We start from the raw sequence: 19,911 nt of genomic DNA on the forward strand, positions 1-19,911 counted from the left end.
CGTGACGTGCGATGAACAAGGTGCCAACGAAAGACAATGCAGCATACACGATCGCTATATCCACCATGACGATGGAGTCAAATATAGCGCCGAGGATTATCATTGCCGCGACCACCAAGGTGTTAATCGTATCCAAAGCCACGACTCTATCCGGAATGGTAGGTCCCATTATCAAGCGCCCGGTCACGGCGAGAATTGCCATGCCAAGTATTAAAAATACAAGTGCAAATGCACTCATAGCTCCACCACCTTCTTAGCCCAATCCTCAAAGGGACCGTAAACATCTCTACCACTTGGCTCGATATTTGTTATGTTGATCCAATGAATGTAGTAAGTGCCATTATCTTCATCGACATCAACAGTCAAGGTACCCGGGGTCAGCGTAATGGAGTTAGCCAACATAGTAATTGCGTAGGCATTTCTCAAGGAAGTTTCCACACGCACGATGCCGGGATTAATTTTCCCCGTTATGACCCTATAGGCAACATCAAGGTTTGCTTTAGTCATTCCCCATAGAAAGGGGCCAAAAATAAAAGCAATCAGCTTTATCCACCTGTCCGGTCGCAGGGCAGTCATCCTATATAATCCAGGACTCCATGAGCGACACGCATAGGTAATTATTGCGCCCAAAATGATCGCTATCACCACTTCGCTTAGCGGAATCATCCCTCCGGACCATACAAAGAGCAAGTACATGACGACCGATGCTATAAAAATAACCATTAAACGGACACCCCCCTTTCGGGACTACGTTAAAAAACAAACTAGTGCATGAAACTGCTTAAAACTCATTTGGAACAAGCCCGGAAAATATGGTTTTAAGTTGACCTGATTTCCTTTCTCATAAACGCCAAATACGATACGGCAAAGCAAATAATGGAAGCTGCAACCAACGCCACAAATTGTGGCCATACCACAAGCACACTTTGACTCAGCGAGAGCGGCGTTAAAATGAGGCCCTGCAATTGAGTTTCAAACATGGGCCCGAACACTCTCACAGTCGGATTTAAGATAGCAGCAGAAATCTCTTCCAACAGCACAGCCGGCGAAAACCGCAGTAACATTGTCCTCAAACTTTCATGCTTTGCGAGCAGCTCCGGCGTGGATTGCCTGGTTATAGGATAAACTTCATCAGCTATGACACCAGCTATCATATAAACGAAAAATGCTAGAAAAATCCAAATCGCAATAGACGTTAGCGCAGAGGTAGAGCTTTTTTCAAAAACTATGGAAAAAAGAATCGCAAGGCTGGTCCAAAAAGCTATATACAAAATACACGCAATGAAGAATAAAAAGGCCCTGGCTACCTCTTGCCCATTTGGAACGACCCCCAACTTTGCAATGGAGATACCAGCAATCATCACCATGATGCTTGCAATCATTATAGCTACAGTAGCAATGGAGGCGAGAAACTTCCCGTTTATTATGACATCGCGATAAACGGGCTGAGAAAGTATTAAACTCAGCGTTCCCCTCGTACGCTCTCCATTAATGGCATCAAACCCAAGGATAATTCCAAGCAGAGGACCGAAAAAGCTTATGAAAAATAGGAACGAGGGAAGCCCCCCACCTGACAAGGAAAATAAACTTAAAAACAAATATTCCTCGTTCAGAAACTGTTGTTCTCTTAATGCTTCCGAAGCTGTGTATGAAGAAAATAGCCCCGTTATAACTACGATCAAAGCTATCAGCATGAATCGCCTGCTTCCGAATTGATCGGTTAATTCCTTGAGGAACACGGAAAGTAAGCCGCTCATATAATATCACTCCTCTCGGAAGTACCGAATATAAATCTCTTCCAAGCTATATTCCCTCCCTTTAACCTCGATGGGAAGGAACCCCCTCATAACGACCTCACGCACTATGTCGAGCTTTCTTTCTTCATTAAACTTTAAGATAATGGAATTGTTCGCAATCTTTTTTTCGAGTACTCCATCTATCCCGTCGAGCTTGCTTAATGCTTCATCGCTAATGTAGTCGTAAGTCAATTTCATGATACCCTCTCGTTCGCCTAAAACTTGCCTGCCAATTTCTTCTATGCTTCCTTGGGCAACCATTTTGCCCCTAAACATTATCCCAACCCTATCGCAAACTTGCTGCACTTGATATAGGAGATGAGAGCTCAGCAAAATACTTACCCCCATCTCCCTGCTCATTTTACGTATCAGATCCAATACTTGTTCGGTGCCCTCTGGATCAATGCCCGTAGTTGGCTCGTCCAAGATAACAAGCTTCGGTTCTTTTATAAGAACAGAGGCCAATCCAAGACGCTGCCTCATTCCTTTAGAATAAGTACCCACTAGCTTATCCTTAACCTCTAAAAGCCCGACAGTGGTCAAAACTTTATCTATCTTTTTAATAGCCACATCTTCCGGTATTCCATTAAGCTTCGTAAGGTAAAGCAAATTTTCCTTCGCCGTTAAGTCCTCGTAGAAACCCACGTTTTCAGGCAAATAACCAGTAATCCTTTTAACCTCGAGAGGTTCTTTATTCGGGTCATACCCACAAACGCGCACAACCCCGGCAGTCGGCTCGGTCATTCCCAGTAGCATCAGTATAGTCGTCGTTTTTCCTGCCCCGTTAGGCCCAAGGAGCCCGAAGATCTCGCCTTGGGCCACGTGGAAGGTTACGCCATCTACTGCTTTAAAGCCGTTATAGTCTTTTACGAGATCCTGAACCTCAACCACCAAGGCCATCTTTATCGCCTCTTAAGCTTTGCAAAAATCCCAAAAAGTAGCGCAATAACTACTATAATAATGCCAACGCCTATCCATCCCCAAGTGGTGGGAACCTTGACGGTGGCCCTGAGCTCGATGGATCGTTTGTCCTGGTCGCCTGCTGCCGTAAGCACCACTTGATAATCTCCCGGGATCGTCCTTTCGGGAGCTTTAAAAATAACCTCTACTATCTCCGGTTTCTCCGTCTTAGCTAATGGCTCAAGAACGCCTATCTTATCGGGCTTAAACGTGATCTCCCAGTCTTCAGGCTTGCTAGCGACTAAGAAGGATATATTTTCTATGGGTGCAGAACCTTCGTTCCATACGTAGAATATCTGCTGGCTTTCCTTGCCGGCCACTATATCGAAGTTAAGCCTTCTGGTCTCAGGAACAATCTGCAATTTATATGTACCTTCCACCACTACTTTGAGATCCAGCTTCACGTCGCTATCCCCGGCCTTAGTATGAAACTCCAAAGGATATTCGCCTTTCTCCGTCTCAATGGGAGGAACAACGGTAAAATTCAAGGTCTCGCTCGAGTTTGCAGTAATTTTTATCGAATTAATTCGTTTATCCGTTTCCCATCTGGGGGTGACATAAGCATTCCAACCAGATGGCGTAACAGTGACAAAATCAACGACTACTTCTTTATCGGAATTGTTTTTCACCTTAATTTCAAAGCTCAATGATTTGCCAGCCGCTCCTTCTAATACAGGATATTTCGTTTCGAGCTCAATCCTGCCAGCACCAGCATCAACGGCCACTTTGCCGCCTTTAAGATGCACAAAAACCGGATACTCACGTGCTACCCCATTTGCGGATGCCTTCACGATGAACTTGTAGTTTCCAGGCTCTGCGTTCTCACCCGGTTTAATACGTAACTTTATATTGACTTCTTTATTTTCATCTCCCGTCCCCAATCGTACCCTGCTGACTCCAAAGCCGCCCCATTGGGAGCTCACAAACCTTACATCCCAATTGTCAGCTTTGGGATCGCGTTCTACTTCAAGTTTGACATCAACATCGTCATTTGTCATGTTTCTCAAATTAACGTCTACGTGAACTTCGTCTTCCGTGCCCATTTCAATCCCGGTAAAGGGGATGTGAACTGCAAAATTTCTTTGCTGCGCAGTTGCCTCACTGGCCAAGAAAGTAAACAATACTCCAATTATTAGAATTAATATAAAGTATTTTTTGTGCACATTCATTGTTGTGTGCATTGAGCCCCTCACCCTCCCAGCTAATTTTTGTTTTATGTCAAAAGAAAGAATACCCTACTATTCTAGAAAGTTCAAGGAGGTTTTAACACTCCATACATGCTAACTTCTTCACAAATCTGTTAGGTGGGTAATTATAAAAAATTTGGATCCAGATTCTTTTCATGCATCTTTTGCGATGACTCAAGGCTACTGCTCCTAAATTTTTGTCATGGGCCAAATCATCAAATACACCTAACTTCAACTGATGACACGGAATGCTTGGAGGAATTAAATATTTGCAGTCTAAAAGGATACAAAAAAAGACAGTCCTTGGAAGTTGTCCCATTGACTGTCTGAATTTTTCTGGTGGAGGCGGGGGGAATCGAACCCCCGTCCGACAAGGGCCAGCCGTGAAGTTCTACGGGCGTAGTCCCTGTTTTAATTTTCGGCTAAGCGCTCTCCCAGGGACAGGATCTCGCTTGCCTATCCTCCCAGAATGTCCCTTCAGACAGGGAGGAGATGTCTGAGGGCTTGCCACCTATTGTGACGCCTGTCGATATCGCAGTGGCAACGATATCGCAAGCGTGACCGCTACTTAAGCAGCCAGTGCGTAGTTTTCTTTGGCACTTATTGTTTTTTCCGCCTGTTTAACGAGGCTTGCGGAGACCTCGACCCGCTCCTCACGACCCTCCACATGCCGTCGAAACCTTTCGCCCCCTTAACGCTTAGTTACCTTTCGTGCTCTTTCCATCTCAAGTCGTGCATCCCTTTCGGCAATCGCACGACGTTTATCGTAGACTTTTTTGCCTTGCGCTAACGCCAACTCAACTTTAGCCCATTTACCGTCTTTCAGGTATATAGAAAGCGGTATAAGCGTTAAGCCCTTTTGCTGAGTTTTGCCAATTAGCCTACGAATCTCGTCCTTTCGAAGCAACAACTTTCTTGGTCTCAAAGGATCGTGATTATAATAAGCAGTTTTTTCGTACGGCGATATATGGACGTTATACAACCAACATTCGCCATTTTCTATTTTGGCGTATCCATCCTTTAAATTAACCCGCCCCTCCCGAACCGACTTTATCTCGGTGCCTGTAAGGACGAGTCCAGCTTCATAGGTTTCTAATATAAAGTAATCATGTCGCGCTCTTCTGTTTTGAGCGATTATCTTTCTGCCCATAATCCCTCCTCCAAGTCAAAGTATACCGAAATGTACCGAAATAGTCAATATTGATCAAAAAATGGTCGGGGCGAGAGGATTTGAACCTCCGACCTCCTGGTCCCGAACCAGGCGCGCTGACCAAACTGCGCTACGCCCCGAGCGTGATCATATTATCATCAAAGGAGCGTTATTTTCAACCAGATTTTTAAAAATTCACTAGCAAACTTTTGCACAAACCCAACAATGAATTTGCCACCAAATGTTTATAGCATTTTTCGCTCACTTTAAGCATGAAATATGTCGGATCATAATAATTCTACGCCTTCATCTTTCACCACAGCATATATCAGCTTGTTCGCTGGTACCTTTTGCTTAGACGTTTTAATAGCATCCTTAACCTCCGGCAATACATCTTCAAGAAGCCCCTCGTCGTTTCCGTGGATCGTGGCGATTATTTCCCCTTCACATACATGATCTCCTACTTTTTTATATAATACTATGCCAACAGAATGATCAATTTTATCATCTTTCTTCGATCGACCCGCTCCGAGCATCATGGCGCACATTCCAATTTTTTCTGCCTCCAGTTTCGAAACGTAACAATCTTCCTGCGCTTTGAGTTCATATTTAATTCTGGCACGTGGCAAAAGAGAGTAATCTTCTAAGGCATTGGCATTTCCACCTTGTGCCTTGACCATCTCTTTAAGTTTTTCCATTCCCTTACCGGTGACAAGCGCATCCTGAAGCATCTCCCGGGCTTCGCCGCTGCTTCGCGCAATGCCGGATAAGATCAACATATAACTTCCAAGCGTCAAACACACCTCCATTAACTCCTTCGAACCATGCCCTTTTAATGCCTCACATGCCTCTATCACCTCAAGGGAGTTGCCTATGGCTCGTCCCAGGGGTTGGTTCATATCTGTTATGACTGCTATTGTCCTTTTGCCGAAGCTTTCGCCTATTCCTACCATTACCTTTGCCAAGGCCAGAGCATCATTAAGATCTTTTATAAAGGCACCTTCTCCAACTTTTACGTCTAAGACTATGGCATCGGAACCACCGGCTATCTTTTTGCTCATGACGGAACTGGCTATGAGCGGAATAGAGTCAACCGTAGCGGTTACATCTCGAAGGGCATAAAGCTTCTTGTCCGCCGGAACGAGATCTTCCGTTTGGCCTATTATAGAGATGCCAATCGCATTTACGATGCCAACAAACTCCTCAAGGGACAAATAGACCCTCATGCCGGGAATCGCTTCTAATTTATCCAGCGTTCCTCCGGTATGTCCAAGTCCCCTGCCCGACATCTTGGCCACGCGAACGCCGCAAGAGGCAACTAAGGGACAAACAATTAAAGTTGTCGTATCGGCTACTCCGCCTGTGCTGTGCTTGTCAACCTTAACACCTTTAATGCCCGAAAGGTCCACAACCTTGCCGGAATGCACCATGGAAGCTGTAAAGGAAGCAACTTCCCTGTCATTCATGCCCCTGAAATATATAGCCATTAAAAGGGCTGCTATTTGATAATCAGGAATATCTTCGGATGAACAACCCTTCATGAAAAAGTTTATTTCATCGTCCGTTAAAGCGATACCATCTCTTTTCTTTTTTATGATATCAACTACTCTCATGTCTTGCTGGCACTGCCTCCCCCTTTAATATATCCATTGTAATCGATAAATAATCCGAGTTTCCTGCAAATTCCACTAGTACCTATGATTAAACTCTGAATTATATCATAATTATAATTATGATATAATTTTTAAAGCACCTATTCGCTTAAAGTCATTTTGGGGGGAAGGAGAAAAAAATCAAGACACTAAGGGGGGAGAGACGTGAAGTGGCTTGCAACTTATCCGGAGCGATGCGTAGGATGTGAAAGCTGTATGTTAACTTGTTCGAAGACTTGGTTCAAAGAGGAGAACAAGGAGCTGTCAAGGATCAAAGTATTGCAAAAGGACTCGGGCTATGAAATTAACGTATGTAATCAGTGTGGCATATGCATCGATATTTGTCCTACCTTGGCTCTCAATCGAGACGCTAGCGGGGTTGTTCGATGTGATGAAAACAAGTGCGTAGGATGTCTAATGTGCGCAGGGTTTTGTCCGACAGAAAGCATGTTCATAGCTGATCAAAAAGACAAGCCGTTCAAGTGCATAGCCTGCGGCATCTGCAGCAAGGAGTGCCCTTCGCAAGCACTCGAACTAATGCAAGATTAACTGAGGGGGATAAAGGGGGAGATATTTATGAATAAAATGAAACTTCTTGCGGAATGGGAATACGAACCGGTGAAGATACAAAGGGGTTACGCAGGAAGGACTCTTTACGTCAATGTTGGGGGTTTTAGCTTTAAAGAAAAACCTGTATCCGAAGATATGAAAGAAAAATTCATCGGAGGAAGGGGGTTTGGCCTTAAACTGCTGTGGGATGCTGTAAAGGATACGACAAAGTGGAACGATCCTGAAAACGAGCTGGTGATTTCAGGCGGTCCTTTGTGTGGCATCACGCAATATCCTGGTTCCGGGAAATGCTACACAGTTTTCATCTCACCGCTTACTGAACAAACTTACGACAGCAATGCGGGTGGTCATTTTGGTCCCCTTCTAAAGTTTTCTGGCTGGGACGCCTTAGAAATTCAGGGCAAAGCTGACCGCGACGTCATCGTTTTCATCGATGGAGACAACAATAAAGTGGAAATTTACGAATCACCTTTTGAAGATGTAAACGCATTTACCGTGACTGAAGCCTTACACGAATACTTTGCAGAAAACGAAGAAGACAAGCGTAATATTTCAGTGGTATCAACGGGCAAGGGCGCGGAAAACTCCTATTGGGGATGTCTAAACATGAGCTTTTATGACTTGCGTCGTAAAGCTCCGCGCTTAAAGCAAGCAGGAAGGGGCGGAGGCGGCACGGTCTTTAGAAATAAGAAACTGGCTGCAATCGTTGTAAGAAAAAGAGGAATCGGTCCAACGAGCAACAACCCGGCTGATTTATCCACTTTACAAAAGGTCGGGCTTAAACTCCATAAAGAAATTCGAGACTTAGACGACCAGCAAAACAAAATGCGCAAGGTAGGAACGCCTCATTTAAACGAAATAATGAATGAGTACCACCTACTTCCCGTTCACAATTACAAGTTTGGTCAACACCCGGAGGCTGATAAAATCCATTCTGAGGTATTTGGAAAGCTCTTTACACAAGGAATCCCCGACGGATGCTGGCATGGATGTTCTATGGCTTGCGCCAAAGCCGTTGATGGTTTTGAACTTAAGACAGGTCCTCTAAAGGGGAAAAAAGTCACCGTTGATGGTCCTGAATACGAGACATGTGCAGGATTAGGATCAAACATCGGCATATTCGATCCGGAATGGATCATCGAGGCAAACTTTTATGCTGACCACTACGGCATCGATACCATATCTTCGGGAACAGGGTTTGCCTTTGTGTGCGAATGCTACGAATTGGGTTTTCTGAATAAAGACATCACCAACGGACTTGAGCTGAAGTTCGGCTCGAAAGACGATCTAATGGAATTGATACACAGAATAGGTCGTGGAGACGATGAATTCGCACGTATTGTAGGGCTTGGCGTACATAGAATGAAAAAGATATTTGCTGAAAAATATGGAGCTCCCTTCGAAGTGATGGAAAAGATAGGGATGGAAGGCCAAGGCATAGAGGTTTCGGAATACGTCCCGAAGGAATCAGTAGCTCAATGGGGCGGTTATTTCCTCACCCTTAAAGGCCCTCAGCACGATGAGGCCTGGTTGATATTCATGGACAGGATTAACAAGCAACTGCCCACCTTTGAGGATAAAGCCGAAGCACTCCACTACTTTCCAAACTTCAGGCTATGGTTTTCATTGGTGGGTGTGTGCAAATTGCCGTGGAACGACATTGAACCTGCAGACAACGTGATCAAATACAAAGGCATAGAGGCCGCCAAAGTTCCGGAACACGTTCAAAATTACGTGGATCTCTTTAATGCCGTTACGGGAAAAAATATCACAAAAGAGGAGCTCATAATACAATCCGAGCAAGTTTATAACTTCCAGCGCGTTTTCCAATTGAGACTCGGCAAAGGAACTCGCAAAGACCACTATATCCCCTTAAGGGCGATAGGTCCAGTATTCCCGGATGAGTGGGAAGCAAGAGCTGAGTATTACGATAACGAATTAAAAGCTACTGGCATTGATCCTGAAGGACTGACGACCGAGGAAAAAATCAAGAAACTCCAAGAATATCGCTTACCTCAATGGGAGCAACTGGTTGACGCTGTTTACAAGCGCCGGGGCTGGAACAAAAATGGTATTCCAACCATAGAGACCTTAGAGCGTTTAGGAATAGACTATCCGGAAGTCGTCGAAGTGGTGAAAAAACACTTAAAACCCGAGGATGAGTGGGAGGAATAAATACGTGATCAAGGTAAATGGCGAGGAAATGCAGTGGCGTCCAGGGTTAACGGTTAAAGACATCCTCGAAGCAAAAAGATACATATTTCCTATGATCGGAGTTTGGATAAACGACAAGCCCATTCCTCGCGATAAATTTGAAACAACTATTGTTAACGATGGAGACGATGTTAAGGTCATTCACATGATATGTGGTGGATGATTTAATTAAATTTATCCCTTAACTTCGTTAAATTAATCCATCTTAACATCAAAAAACCAAAGGGGCGCGTAAGCCCCCTTGGTTTTCTTCAGCTAAGGTGTCTTGCTATCATCGTTACTCTTGGGCAGGTTATTGTTTCTTCTCCGAAGCTTTCCTTTCCAGAGTAAGCCACGTTTTTCGTCACTGCTTACTTCCTTAAAAAGCGGGACTTCAGCCCAACCCCAAGGTGTTAGAAGAAGGAAGCGAAGTGAAACACCGATTTCTGCTAGGGCCTTCATATGCTTTGAATACTGAAGCACCTCGCTTAAATCCCAATTTTCTCCTATGATCCATATTCTGCGGCAGATATCACGAGCAAATAGCGCTGCGTGATCTATGGCCCATCTTATCGCTTCCTCGTTATCCACTGGAGTAAAAGAAAGAATTACTGCCTCTTCATGGTTACATTCCTCAATCTCAGGAGCTACTAAGTCAGCGTATTCCTTGACCCACGCCAGCTGTTCAAGCATATACTGGGGGTCATCGAGATCATACCCTTCGGATGCGAGATCCTCTATACGCTTGACCTCATCGCCATCTGACACGAAGCCCCACATGAACCCTTGCATCTGAGAGAGCAACCTCTCTATAAACGGTGGGTACTCTTGCATGGACATCATCTTCAACAAATCCTCCACATAAAGTTGTTCGCTGTCGTCAGCATCATGTCTATCCTTCTTATTCGTCATGACTCCTACACCTCCCGCCATCCTGTACAGTTGATGGCCGAACGAGAATAACACAATGGTAATAAAAATTCTAGTGGAAAATTTAATGCTTTTGAAGCAAAATAAATATAAAATAACCCATAGAAAGGGGACTGTATCCCATGATATCCTATAAGCTTAAAAAAAATCAATCTCAGCTGGTAATAATAGACGTTCAAGAGCGACTGTTGCCTGTCATAGCAAATAACAAATCAATCGTAAAACATTCTAAGCTTTTGCTAAGGTGCGCACAAGTACTTTCTATCCCCGTAAAATACACTGAACAATATCCGAAAGGACTTGGGCCAACAGTTTCAGATATATCAGACCTTCTCCCCCCCGAAACCCCCCGATTTGAGAAGGTGCACTTTTCCTGCTACGATGAACCTGGCTTCATTGATTTTCTTGGAAACGAACGAAGACAAATCGTACTGGCGGGAATTGAAACACACATATGCATTTTAGCCACAACCTTAGATTTGCTCAAGGAAGGATACCAGGTAGTTGTTGCACTGGAAGCGGTGGGAAGCAGGCAAGAAGAACATAATCTCGCGGCGCTTAAAGCCGCTTCACAATGCGGAGCCCTTGTGCTACCCACTGAAAGCATAGTATATCAATGGCTAAATGTGTCCGGGACTCCTGAATTTAAGGAGATGTTGCCCTACTTCAAGGAGCAATGACGAGTAATGCAGGATGATTTCGACCTTTTTTACAACGGAGCTTTCCTAAAGTTTTTTGGAACGGGCGGAGCGAGGTTTGTCATGATAAACCAGACTCGTTCCACAGCGGGTATATGGTTGGGTCTTTACGGGCACCACGTCCTAATCGATCCCGGACCTGGATCACTTGTGAAGATCTGCGAGGCCGGGAAACCATTTGCTCCAGAGATCCTCGAAACTATCATTCTCACCCATAAGCACTTGGATCATAGCAATGATATAAACGTAATGGTAGAAGCTGTAACCCACGGCGGTTTTAAAAGACGTGGCACCCTCATTCTCCCTGAGGACGCCGCTTTCGGGGAAGGTCGCATCCTGCTTTCCCACTTTCAAACAAAAATAGGAAACGTTTATTATTGGCAAGATAAAAAAGAAACCGAACTACACGATGGGAGTATCGAGGCGGTCAAGCTAATTCACCATGGCGTGGAATGTTACGGTTTCATATTAAAACATCCAAAAATAGCACCTTTAGGGCTCATCAGTGACACGCGTTATGACGAAGATATCATAAAAAGGTATGGAGGATGTGAAATTTTAATAATCAATATGACCTTTCATCGTGTTAGAGATGGCATAGATCACTTAGGCGCAGACCACGTAGCACTTATAAGAGATTATGTGAACCCCAAAATGATTATATTAAACCATTTTGGCCGAGGTGTGGTCGAAAAAGGACCAGAAAGGATAGCCTCGATGTTATCAAAAGATTACTGCAAGGTAGTGGCACCTTTCGATGGACAGGAGTTCGAAATAGAGACTTTTAAACCTATTTGATAGGAGGATATATCATGTTAATAGAGCGGCATCATGCAATTGAGCTACATAAGCGAGTTAAAGGCAAAGTAAAGATGGGCCCATCAACCAAGCTTCGCACAACGGACGATTTGGCCTATGCATACTTTCCGGGAAGTCTTGTTGTGGCAAGCATAATTGCCGAGGACCGAGAAGCCGCTTTTGAATACACAGGAAGGGGTAACAGCATTCTTGTCGTTTCGAACGGATCCTCGATTTTAGGCCTTGAAAAACAGGATCCTTATGCCATACTACCAATACTTGAAGGGAAATGTCTGGTCTTTAAGGCTTTTGGAGACATCGACGCTTTTCCCCTTTGTCTAGAGGTTAAAAATGCCCAAGAGATTATAGAAGTATGCAAATTAGTTGCCCCCACCGTCGGGGGTTTGAACATATCCAACATATCATCATTAACTTCTTTTGATATTTTAGATAAATTAAAAGATTCCCTGGATATACCTGTATTTTCGGATGATCACTACGGGATAGCTGTAGCGCTCTTTGGTGCTCTTAAAAACGCTTTAATCGTGGTGGGGAAAAACCTGTCTGACATAAAAATAATCATATGGGGAGCCGGCAAAGCCGGCATTTCAACGGCAAGACTACTGCTTAGCGCCGGAGCGGGGCAGGTCATTGTAGTAAATAGCCATGGAATCCTTACAGCTTCTAATCCTTTCATGAATCGCGAGCAGGCCAAACTGGCAGAAAGCCTCGACGTAAGTATGGATTACCAAAACATAAAAGGGGCAATGTCCGGAGCAGATGTCTTTATTGGATTATCTACAAAAAACGCCTTTGATCCCGATTACATAAAGTTAATGAATAAAAATCCTATTGTCTTTTCCTTGGCTTTACCCGAGCCGGAAATAAGCCCGGTTTTGGCCAAGGAAAAAGGAGCCGCTGTAGTTGCCAGCAGCCAATTTTGGACCACCACGATTAACCCAATTGCGAGCTTTCAAGTGTATCCAGGCATCATGCGAGGAGCGCTCGATGTTCGTGCTAGGAACATAACTACTGCCATGCTTTTGGAGGCAGCCGATGGTTTTGCAAGTTCCATAGACCAAAAACGTCTGTCGCCTGACAACATAGTACCGCCCATATTCAGCGACGAAACTACTCCACGGATAGCAGAAGCCGTTGCTCAAACAGCCATTGAGGAAGGAATAGCCTTAAATCCATTACCAAAAAACAAGGTATACGCCAAGACATGGGAGAGGTTATTTGGCGGAAGAATTGTTTAAAACCTTCGCTTCGTAGATCAAGAGACGCCTCTTCAACTCTACTCCCTGAGGGCCGCCATAACCTAACAACTTGCCGTTTTTGCCTATAACCCTATGGCAAGGCACAAAAAGGGGCCACGGATTATTCCGCAAGATCGTTCCCACAGCTCTCGACGCCCTCGGCTTTCCAGCCAAAGAGGCGACCTCGCTGTAAGATTTGGTTTTTCCAAAGGGTATGTCTTTTACAACGTCGTAAACCTTCTCAGCAAGAACTGAGGGTTTTTTAAAAGAACCCAACGTAACTTCAAGCCTTTCGCCATTCCAAAGCCCTTTCCAAACCTCCCGCAACCAAAGAGGCGGATCGCCAATGGGCAGCAAATCCGTGGGCTTTACTTGTATGATTATGTTGCCATAAAATTTTATTTCAAAAGCACAAAGGGGACTTGATAATACACATGAACTTGCCGCTTCTACATCTCTATAATTCATGATAACTATTTCCATAATCCATCACCACCACAGCCTAGTCACGAGCAAGACAGTTCCAGCTACGGTCACATGCAAGGAATGCCTTTCGCTTTTCAACAACACTTCAAAGGAAAAAGGACCTTTAACCTCTTCCTTTGAGGGCAACCTCTTTGGCACCAAAGATCCAGTTTTAGCTTTGTATTTAAGGTATTCATCGCCAAATTTTTCTTCAAGAAAGTTTTCTTCGTAGGGTATTATAAGAAAACAATAAACAAGCACAAAAGCGACAATAAATACCGGGATGCTCCACCCTCCGGCCATCATTGCCCATCCCAGCCCAATTATGCCATTGCCAAGATACAAGGGATTTCTGACGAAGGCGTAAGGCCCCCAAGTTACCAAACAAGATGCCTTGACCTCTACCCCTCTATACAGTCCGATTGAACCGGCTGCCCAAAACCTGATCGCTTGACCTGCAATCACAAACATAAGCCCGAGTAAAACACCCTCGTATATAGGTTTGGCAAGAAAGAATATTACTAAGTAAAATGCCGTCCATATGCCACCTCTCCATTTAAAGGCAGCCTTTCTAACCTCAATTAGGTTCATTGCTTTTTCCTTTCTAGAATTGCAGATATGATTTCCATCCCTATCGTCTCGAATGCCACAATGGTTCCTATGAAAATAGATAAATAGTGAGTAAAGAATCGCCATCCTATTGACAAAACGCCTGCAATATTAAGGGGGACCAAGACTTTATAAATGGCCGCGCCTCCACCTTCTGCTATACCGCTAGCTCCGGGAGTAGGAACAAAATACAAAACAAAAAAGAAAAGACCTTGGATCAAAATAGCTTTTTTAATGGATATGCCTATCCCAAGAGCCCAAGCAAGAACGGGTAAAACAAAAATGGCAGAAAAAAGATAGGCAAGTGTTAAAAATACTAACAAGGCAAACCTGAAAATTCCACCAGTAAAGAGCAATTTCATATTCTGTGCGTAGAGATCTATTTGTTTATTAAAGAAACGCACTATTGAAAATACGCGCAAGTTAAAGACGTCAAGTCGGTCCATCCGTAACGTCACCACTTTTACTAAATGTTTAATAAGATCAGATTTTACAATGCTCACAATGACCAAAATGCCAAATAAAAGGGCAAAAATTGTTGCATATAAAAATACACCCATCATGGCAACACTTTCTTTGAATACATCTGGAACAAAAAGCAATGACAAGGGAACGAAAACTCCCAACACGACGACAGTCACAACCGTCCTAGTTAAAGCCAGGGCCAGTCCCTTGCCAATGGGAACGCCGTTATTGCGAAGAACATATATTAAGATCGGGCCTCCCCCACTTTGAAAGGGTGTAATAGCAGAACCAAAGGCATTCAAAAAAACCAATGAAAGGGCGGTTTTAAAGGGTACACGTTCTTCCATTATCTCAGCTATGACCTGTATGCGGAGTGCGTCAAATACCCAGCCCAGAGCCGCTAAAATCAAGGCCAGGGCAACTCCTAAATATCTTGCTTGCATTAATAGGTGCCAAGTCTCGCTATCACTCGTGTAATGTATGACCAAAATACCTACGAATATCGTCAACCCTACAAACCACATTAAGCCCCTTCTCAATGACAAAAGACGCGGCCTCCCCACTATTTAGAAAAACTTTTCTTTTGATTTTGTCTCAAATATATCTTAGGCCCTGGCGTTATTTGAGGCTATATAGTTAGCTGCTTCCAAAAGATCGTCTTTTACGGCGTAAAAAAACGGCGGTTCATGAACACCATTTTGTTCAATCATACGCCCATGACCGGTTCCAAGTAACACACCTCTACAGCCTGCATTTCGCGCAAGCTGCATATCTACCAAAGAATCTCCAATCACCCATGATCTCGAAATATCTATGTTACACGCTCTCGCGGCTTCCTTCAGCATTCCAGTTTTTGGCTTCCTGCACTCGCAGTCAATATCGTAAGGCGGAAAGCCTTCCGTGGGATGATGCGGACAATAATAAAAAGCGTCTATTTGAACGCACTTTTGGGCCAGCATTTCCCGAAGGACAGAGTGAACCTGCAATACGAAGGATTCACTAAAAAACCCTCGTGCTACCCCGCTTTGATTCGTGACCACGATCAAAAAATATCCCAGTGACTTTAGCAGCTTTAACCCCTCGGGAACATTCGGCAATATCTCGATTTGCGACAGGGAAGAAAGATATCCCACTTCCTTAATCAAAGTGCCATCTCGATCCAAAAAAACGGCAGCATTCAAGGATTTACTCCCCCTTGATGGCTATATCGTGTAATTCATCCACGTAAGGTTTTATATCTCTGAATCTAGGCAAGATTTCTTCTCTCAGACGAAATGCCAACTCAAAAAACTTGCCTTCCTGCAAACAAGGCATTGCGTCCTCAAGAGAATGGGTCAACGCTTGGCTAACCTCCAGCAAGTTGCCATCGGCAAAATTTTCACCTTTGAGCCCTAGTAACAATATGCTATTTTGAATGACTCTCATAACCCAGCTAATGCCTTCCATCAGTTTAGACATGAGCATTAACGCCTCTTGCGTCTCTTCATTTTCCAGCTTTTCCGCGACCAAATCCACTCCTTGCACGACAACGGGAATATATTTTTTAGTCTCTTCCAAAGCTTCTATGACGAGCTCTTTCACATCACGCCTTTCACCATCAATATCTACAAACATTGTCCTAACCCTCTGCTTTCTTTTAAGTTATCTACCCACCACTTAATCATGTCTTCAACGGTTTTTTCTAAAGGAATTTTTTGAACGAAACCTGTTTCTCTTTTAAGCTTGCTTAAATCGTTCCAGTAAATAGGTTCATCTTTTTCTCTAACCAGGCTTTGATCAACGACTACATCCACCTCTACCGGGCAAGTTTTTAATACCATACTTAGCAATTCCTCTATGGAGCAAGGATTTTCTCCAGATACGTTGTATGCCTCGCCACTTTTGCCCTTTTCCTCTAGTAACGAGAAAGATTCAACGGCATCCCTCACGTCAAGAAACGCCCTTTTTGTATGAAGGTTTCCGACGCGAAAGATTGGTTCCGTAATGCCTAGCTCAATTTTAGCCCTCCTGTAAGTAAAATCCGATACGACTTCGCCTTTCCTGCCAGGGCCTACGCAATTACCAATGCGAAGCCTTATTATATCAAGACCATAAGTGCTGAAATAGGTAAACCCGAGCAAATCTTGGGCGGCTTTTGAAACGCCGTATACATGAGCTGGCCTAAAGGGTTGCTCCTCAGTAACGGGAGTTTCCGAGGGATCGATGAAGCCATAAGCAGCTGTAGAGGAAGCCAGCATTATCCTTGAAGACTTTAACTCTAACTCTATGATAGACTCAAACAAATTAAGTGTCCCCATGACATTGGTCTCCATCGTATAGGATGGTTCCCTGAAGGATTCCATCGGATAGCTTTGAGCGGCCAAATGATATATAACATCGGGTCTAACTTCGGCCAAGGCTTCCTTTAAATGAGGCTTATACCTTACGTCTACGTTATAGACCTTTGCGGCAAAGGGGAGCACATTTTTCATGTCAGAAGTTGGGCGAAAATATGAACCATAAACCTCATAGCCCGCCTTGGCCATATGTTTAGCGAGATGTGATCCTATAAATCCACCGATTCCTGTTATAAAAGCTTTTTTCAACCAAATAACCTCCTAAAAACGTAGAATTTCGGGGATTTCCTTTTGTGCCCTAAAATAATCTTCAGGAACGCCTATGTCTATGAAGTAACCATTTGATTTGTAGGCGTAAACGACCCCATTTTCTACCAATTTAGGGATCACCGCTGCCTCCCATGATAAACGCTTCAAGGGAAGTTCTTCCACTATCTCTCTTTCAACGATGTAGACGCCGCCATTAATTAACCAGAAGCCATCGCTTTCGGGAGGGATATTTTTTTCTGCAAAGGAAATCACCTTGGAATTTTTGTCCACTTTGACCGGATCAACGCGTGAAAGGTCCTTCCACGGCCTGACGGCTATGGTAAGTTTGGCCTTTTTGCTTAAGTGAAAACTTAACATTTCGTCATAATCCAAATCCAACAAGGTATCTCCGTTCAAAAAAAAGAAACTCCGTTCGTCTATAAGCGGCAATGCATTTCGCAAGGCTCCCGCCTTATCTAAAAGTTCTTCTTCCAAGCTATAGGCCACCTTAACATTCCATTTATCTCCATCTCCGACAAAAGCCATGATCTTTTCGGCGCCATACCCTAAAAGCAACAATACTCTATCAACACCCTTGCGTCTGAGCATAGTCAGGAGCCAATCTAAGAAAGGCTTTCCTGCTACGGGTGCTAATGCCTTAGGAACGTTTGAAACAACCCCTCTTAGGCGCGTACCCAACCCGCCAGCAAGAATGACGGCCAATCTTTCGTTATTTGCCATCGAAAAGTTCGCCCTCCGTCAAGCCACAAATTATGTGCCCCCACAACATATGAACTTCCTGTATCCTTGGCGTGTCTTCAGATGGAACACTTAAAAGCACATCACACAAAGGTCTCATGTTAGCCACGTTCATTCCGGTAAAGCCGATCGTCTTTAAACTCTTTTCTTTGGCCAAAGCGAGGGCTCTCAGGATGTTTTCGCTCTTGCCGCTCGTAGAAATTCCAATCAATACGTCCTTGGGCCTTCCGAAGGCCTCAACTTGCCTGACAAAGACGTCATTGTAACTATAGTCGTTTGCTATAGCGGTCAAAGCACTCGTGTTGACATGCAAGGCCATGGCCGGAAGTGCCCTTCTTTCTTTTTTAAACCTTCCCACTAATTCGGCTGCCAAATGCTGAGCATCCGCAGCGGAGCCCCCATTACCGCAAAACAATACCTTGCCTCCCTCTTTGTAAGCTCCTATAACCAGATCGGCAGCTTTCTTCACAGCTTCAAGCAAATCGTCTTTTAAAAGTAGTTTATTTAGCTCAACGGAAGCATTGATTTGTTCTTCTATCAACTTTATCAATCGCGATATCCCTCCTCCTAATTTAAAAGTTCTTCGCATGCCTCGAATACGTCATCTACCCTTATTTTGGATATGCAGGCAAAATCATCATATAAGCAGGATTTACCGACGCAAGGAGCGCATGACATGGGAGGGGCGACCACTCGATGCTTCGTTCCCCAAGGACCATACCTCTCAGGACTAGAAGGACCGTAGAGCCCGACCATAGGAACACCAACAGCGCTGCCTATGTGCAACGTACCGGTGTCATTGGTGACAAATAAGGAGGACGTTTCAAGCAAAGCACCTAACTCTCTTAAAGGCACTTTTCCCGTAAGATCAAGAGTATCGTCATAAGGGAGATTGTCTAAAACTTGCCTGCCTAAGTTTTGTTCTTCCTCTGAGTACCCTATCACGCCTATTACAACACCATGTTCCAAAATTAGCAGATTGCCCAGTTCAATGAAATTGCGTATCGGCCATCTCTTTGGAGGCCAATTCGCGCCGGGATTAAATATTACGAGTTTCCTTCCGCGCACTTTATCAGAGTGCTTTGCCTTGACGAGTTTTCTTAGCTCTTGGGGAATGTAGAATCTTAACTGTCTAATTTTTATCGGCACCCCGAGGGAGGTCATGGCTTGTAATGTCCTTTCTGCTTCATGTAAGGTCTTGGGCAGAAAGACCTCCCTTAAACCCCACAGGGGGGAATAGCGTGCCCCAGAAAAGGGCGGCATAATCGTAGATCTTAAATCTATGATTAAGTCGTATTTGCCAGATCTCATAAGCTTTAAAGCTTTTATCCTGCCTTTAAATCCGGCAAACTCTCCCCCTCTGTCGTAAATCATAACTTCATCCCACATGGGATCTCCTGAAACAGCTCCCAAGGCCCTGGGACCAACCCATACCGTAAATTTGGCGTTCGGCAGAAAGAGCTTTAAATTCCACAGAGCAGCCGATGCCATCACCATATCGCCAAGGCAAGAAAGCCCTATTACGAGCACCTTTTTAATTTTCTGTGGATCTATTTTCACAAAGTTTCCCCCGTATTAAAAATTAAGATAATCTAATCCTATCATGCCTAAAATATTTTATCATCTGGAGCAAGTAAACAAATTGCCCGCACTACTAAGGGAAGCAAATTTTAAAAAGTCCCTAAAAAATTCTTGCTTTTATTCGAAAATAACAAAGTAAATGCCTATTGTTTATAGTTAACTGGAATTGCTGCTCGACCTTAAGCAGTGAGCTGATGAGCTTAAACCTTGGCCCGGCCTTTGAATTTAAGCTAAAAGCCCGCTTTGTGTTATTT

Annotated in this window: 23 protein-coding genes, 1 tRNA gene and 1 other RNA gene; 6 read left to right on the forward strand and 19 right to left on the reverse strand. The window is 44.1% G+C overall.

The window, feature by feature from the left end:
* From Q7P41_RS11785 to Q7P41_RS11825, 9 genes are all read right to left on the reverse strand, one after another.
* Positions 1-238, reverse strand: a 238-nt coding sequence (locus Q7P41_RS11785) for a monovalent cation/H+ antiporter complex subunit F (RefSeq protein WP_303884488.1), incomplete at its 3' end; no start/stop codon positions are given.
* Entirely contained in the window at positions 235-723 is a 489-nt protein-coding gene (locus tag Q7P41_RS11790) for a Na+/H+ antiporter subunit E (protein WP_303884489.1), read from the reverse strand. The genes Q7P41_RS11790 and Q7P41_RS11785, both read right to left, overlap by 4 nt.
* Before the next feature lie 95 nt (positions 724-818).
* On the reverse strand, positions 819-1,757 hold the full coding sequence (locus tag Q7P41_RS11795) for an ABC transporter permease (protein ID WP_303884491.1): 939 nt from the start codon (positions 1,755-1,757) through the stop codon (positions 819-821).
* Positions 1,758-1,763: 6 nt separating this feature from the next.
* Entirely contained in the window at positions 1,764-2,696 is a 933-nt protein-coding gene (locus tag Q7P41_RS11800; protein ID WP_303884493.1) for an ABC transporter ATP-binding protein, read from the reverse strand.
* Between the two features lie 2 nt (positions 2,697-2,698).
* Positions 2,699-3,937 carry an NEW3 domain-containing protein gene (locus tag Q7P41_RS11805; RefSeq protein ID WP_303884496.1) on the reverse strand — a complete coding sequence of 413 codons (1,239 nt, stop codon included), beginning with the start codon at positions 3,935-3,937 and terminating at the stop codon, positions 2,699-2,701.
* A gap of 343 nt (positions 3,938-4,280) precedes the next feature.
* Positions 4,281-4,634: a transfer-messenger RNA gene (ssrA, locus tag Q7P41_RS11810) on the reverse strand.
* Positions 4,635-5,093: an SsrA-binding protein SmpB gene (gene smpB / locus Q7P41_RS11815; RefSeq protein WP_303884497.1), complete on the reverse strand. Its 459-nt coding sequence runs from the start codon at positions 5,091-5,093 to the stop codon at positions 4,635-4,637. It abuts the tmRNA gene before it with no gap.
* A 62-nt stretch (positions 5,094-5,155) separates the two neighbouring features.
* Positions 5,156-5,233: transfer RNA gene (locus tag Q7P41_RS11820), tRNA-Pro, on the reverse strand.
* Positions 5,234-5,380: 147 nt separating this feature from the next.
* Positions 5,381-6,706 carry a pyrimidine-nucleoside phosphorylase gene (locus tag Q7P41_RS11825; RefSeq protein WP_303884499.1) on the reverse strand — a complete coding sequence of 442 codons (1,326 nt, stop codon included), beginning with the start codon at positions 6,704-6,706 and terminating at the stop codon, positions 5,381-5,383.
* A 204-nt stretch (positions 6,707-6,910) separates the two neighbouring features.
* On the opposite strand from Q7P41_RS11825, the gene Q7P41_RS11830 reads away from it, so the two are divergent.
* Genes Q7P41_RS11830 through thiS form a run of 3 tightly spaced genes read left to right on the forward strand, consistent with a single transcriptional unit; the run spans position 6,911 to position 9,692 of the window.
* Positions 6,911-7,294, forward strand: coding sequence for a 4Fe-4S binding protein (locus tag Q7P41_RS11830; protein WP_303884500.1), 384 nt, complete (start codon positions 6,911-6,913; stop codon positions 7,292-7,294).
* Positions 7,295-7,321: 27 nt separating this feature from the next.
* Positions 7,322-9,490, forward strand: coding sequence for an aldehyde ferredoxin oxidoreductase family protein (locus Q7P41_RS11835; protein ID WP_303884502.1), 2,169 nt, complete (start codon positions 7,322-7,324; stop codon positions 9,488-9,490).
* 4 nt (positions 9,491-9,494) lie between these two features.
* A complete protein-coding gene (thiS, locus tag Q7P41_RS11840; RefSeq protein WP_303884503.1) occupies positions 9,495-9,692 on the forward strand; it encodes a sulfur carrier protein ThiS in 198 nt (65 codons plus the stop codon).
* A gap of 92 nt (positions 9,693-9,784) precedes the next feature.
* Here thiS and Q7P41_RS11845 read toward each other — a convergent pair whose 3' ends face one another.
* A complete protein-coding gene (locus Q7P41_RS11845; RefSeq protein WP_303884506.1) occupies positions 9,785-10,420 on the reverse strand; it encodes a hypothetical protein in 636 nt (211 codons plus the stop codon).
* A 140-nt stretch (positions 10,421-10,560) separates the two neighbouring features.
* Between Q7P41_RS11845 and Q7P41_RS11850 the strand changes: the two genes are divergently transcribed.
* From Q7P41_RS11850 to Q7P41_RS11860, 3 genes are read left to right on the forward strand one after another with little or no spacing between them, the layout of a single operon-like run.
* Positions 10,561-11,118 (forward strand): isochorismatase family protein, encoded by a 558-nt coding sequence (locus Q7P41_RS11850; protein ID WP_303884508.1) that lies wholly within the window; start codon positions 10,561-10,563, stop codon positions 11,116-11,118.
* 6 nt (positions 11,119-11,124) lie between these two features.
* Complete coding sequence (locus Q7P41_RS11855; RefSeq protein WP_303884510.1) at positions 11,125-11,934, forward strand: MBL fold metallo-hydrolase; 810 nt, start codon at positions 11,125-11,127, stop codon at positions 11,932-11,934.
* A 14-nt stretch (positions 11,935-11,948) separates the two neighbouring features.
* Positions 11,949-13,193 carry an NADP-dependent malic enzyme gene (locus Q7P41_RS11860; RefSeq protein WP_303884513.1) on the forward strand — a complete coding sequence of 415 codons (1,245 nt, stop codon included), beginning with the start codon at positions 11,949-11,951 and terminating at the stop codon, positions 13,191-13,193.
* Here the strand turns inward: Q7P41_RS11860 and Q7P41_RS11865 are convergent.
* Genes Q7P41_RS11865 through Q7P41_RS11905 form a run of 9 tightly spaced genes read right to left on the reverse strand, consistent with a single transcriptional unit; the run spans position 13,170 to position 19,636 of the window.
* The gene (locus Q7P41_RS11865) at positions 13,170-13,676 is read right to left on the reverse strand and encodes a methylated-DNA--[protein]-cysteine S-methyltransferase (protein ID WP_303884515.1); all 507 of its coding nucleotides are present in this window, start codon (positions 13,674-13,676) and stop codon (positions 13,170-13,172) included. The two genes, Q7P41_RS11860 and Q7P41_RS11865, sit on opposite strands and share 24 nt — an antisense overlap.
* Positions 13,677-13,682: 6 nt before the next feature.
* Positions 13,683-14,249, reverse strand: a complete 567-nt coding sequence (locus Q7P41_RS11870; RefSeq protein ID WP_303884517.1) for an isoprenylcysteine carboxylmethyltransferase family protein — start codon at positions 14,247-14,249, stop codon at positions 13,683-13,685.
* The gene (locus Q7P41_RS11875) at positions 14,246-15,277 is read right to left on the reverse strand and encodes a lysylphosphatidylglycerol synthase transmembrane domain-containing protein (protein ID WP_303884519.1); all 1,032 of its coding nucleotides are present in this window, start codon (positions 15,275-15,277) and stop codon (positions 14,246-14,248) included. Before Q7P41_RS11875 ends, Q7P41_RS11870 begins: the two co-directional genes overlap by 4 nt.
* A 60-nt stretch (positions 15,278-15,337) precedes the next feature.
* Positions 15,338-15,913 carry an HAD family hydrolase gene (locus Q7P41_RS11880; protein ID WP_303884521.1) on the reverse strand — a complete coding sequence of 192 codons (576 nt, stop codon included), beginning with the start codon at positions 15,911-15,913 and terminating at the stop codon, positions 15,338-15,340.
* Positions 15,914-15,917: 4 nt separating this feature from the next.
* On the reverse strand, positions 15,918-16,346 hold the full coding sequence (locus tag Q7P41_RS11885; RefSeq protein WP_303884522.1) for a hypothetical protein: 429 nt from the start codon (positions 16,344-16,346) through the stop codon (positions 15,918-15,920).
* A complete protein-coding gene (locus tag Q7P41_RS11890) occupies positions 16,337-17,317 on the reverse strand; it encodes a GDP-mannose 4,6-dehydratase (protein WP_303884524.1) in 981 nt (326 codons plus the stop codon). Before Q7P41_RS11890 ends, Q7P41_RS11885 begins: the two co-directional genes overlap by 10 nt.
* Positions 17,318-17,329: 12 nt before the next feature.
* Positions 17,330-18,058: a nucleotidyltransferase family protein gene (locus tag Q7P41_RS11895; protein ID WP_303884526.1), complete on the reverse strand. Its 729-nt coding sequence runs from the start codon at positions 18,056-18,058 to the stop codon at positions 17,330-17,332.
* The gene (gene gmhA, locus Q7P41_RS11900; protein ID WP_303884528.1) at positions 18,048-18,626 is read right to left on the reverse strand and encodes a D-sedoheptulose 7-phosphate isomerase; all 579 of its coding nucleotides are present in this window, start codon (positions 18,624-18,626) and stop codon (positions 18,048-18,050) included. The genes Q7P41_RS11895 and gmhA overlap by 11 nt, the downstream gene beginning before the upstream one ends.
* 17 nt (positions 18,627-18,643) lie before the next feature.
* Positions 18,644-19,636 carry a glycosyltransferase family 9 protein gene (locus Q7P41_RS11905; protein ID WP_303884529.1) on the reverse strand — a complete coding sequence of 331 codons (993 nt, stop codon included), beginning with the start codon at positions 19,634-19,636 and terminating at the stop codon, positions 18,644-18,646.
* Between the last annotated feature and the right edge of the window lie 275 nt (positions 19,637-19,911).

The organism is Acetomicrobium mobile (genome assembly GCF_937920065.1).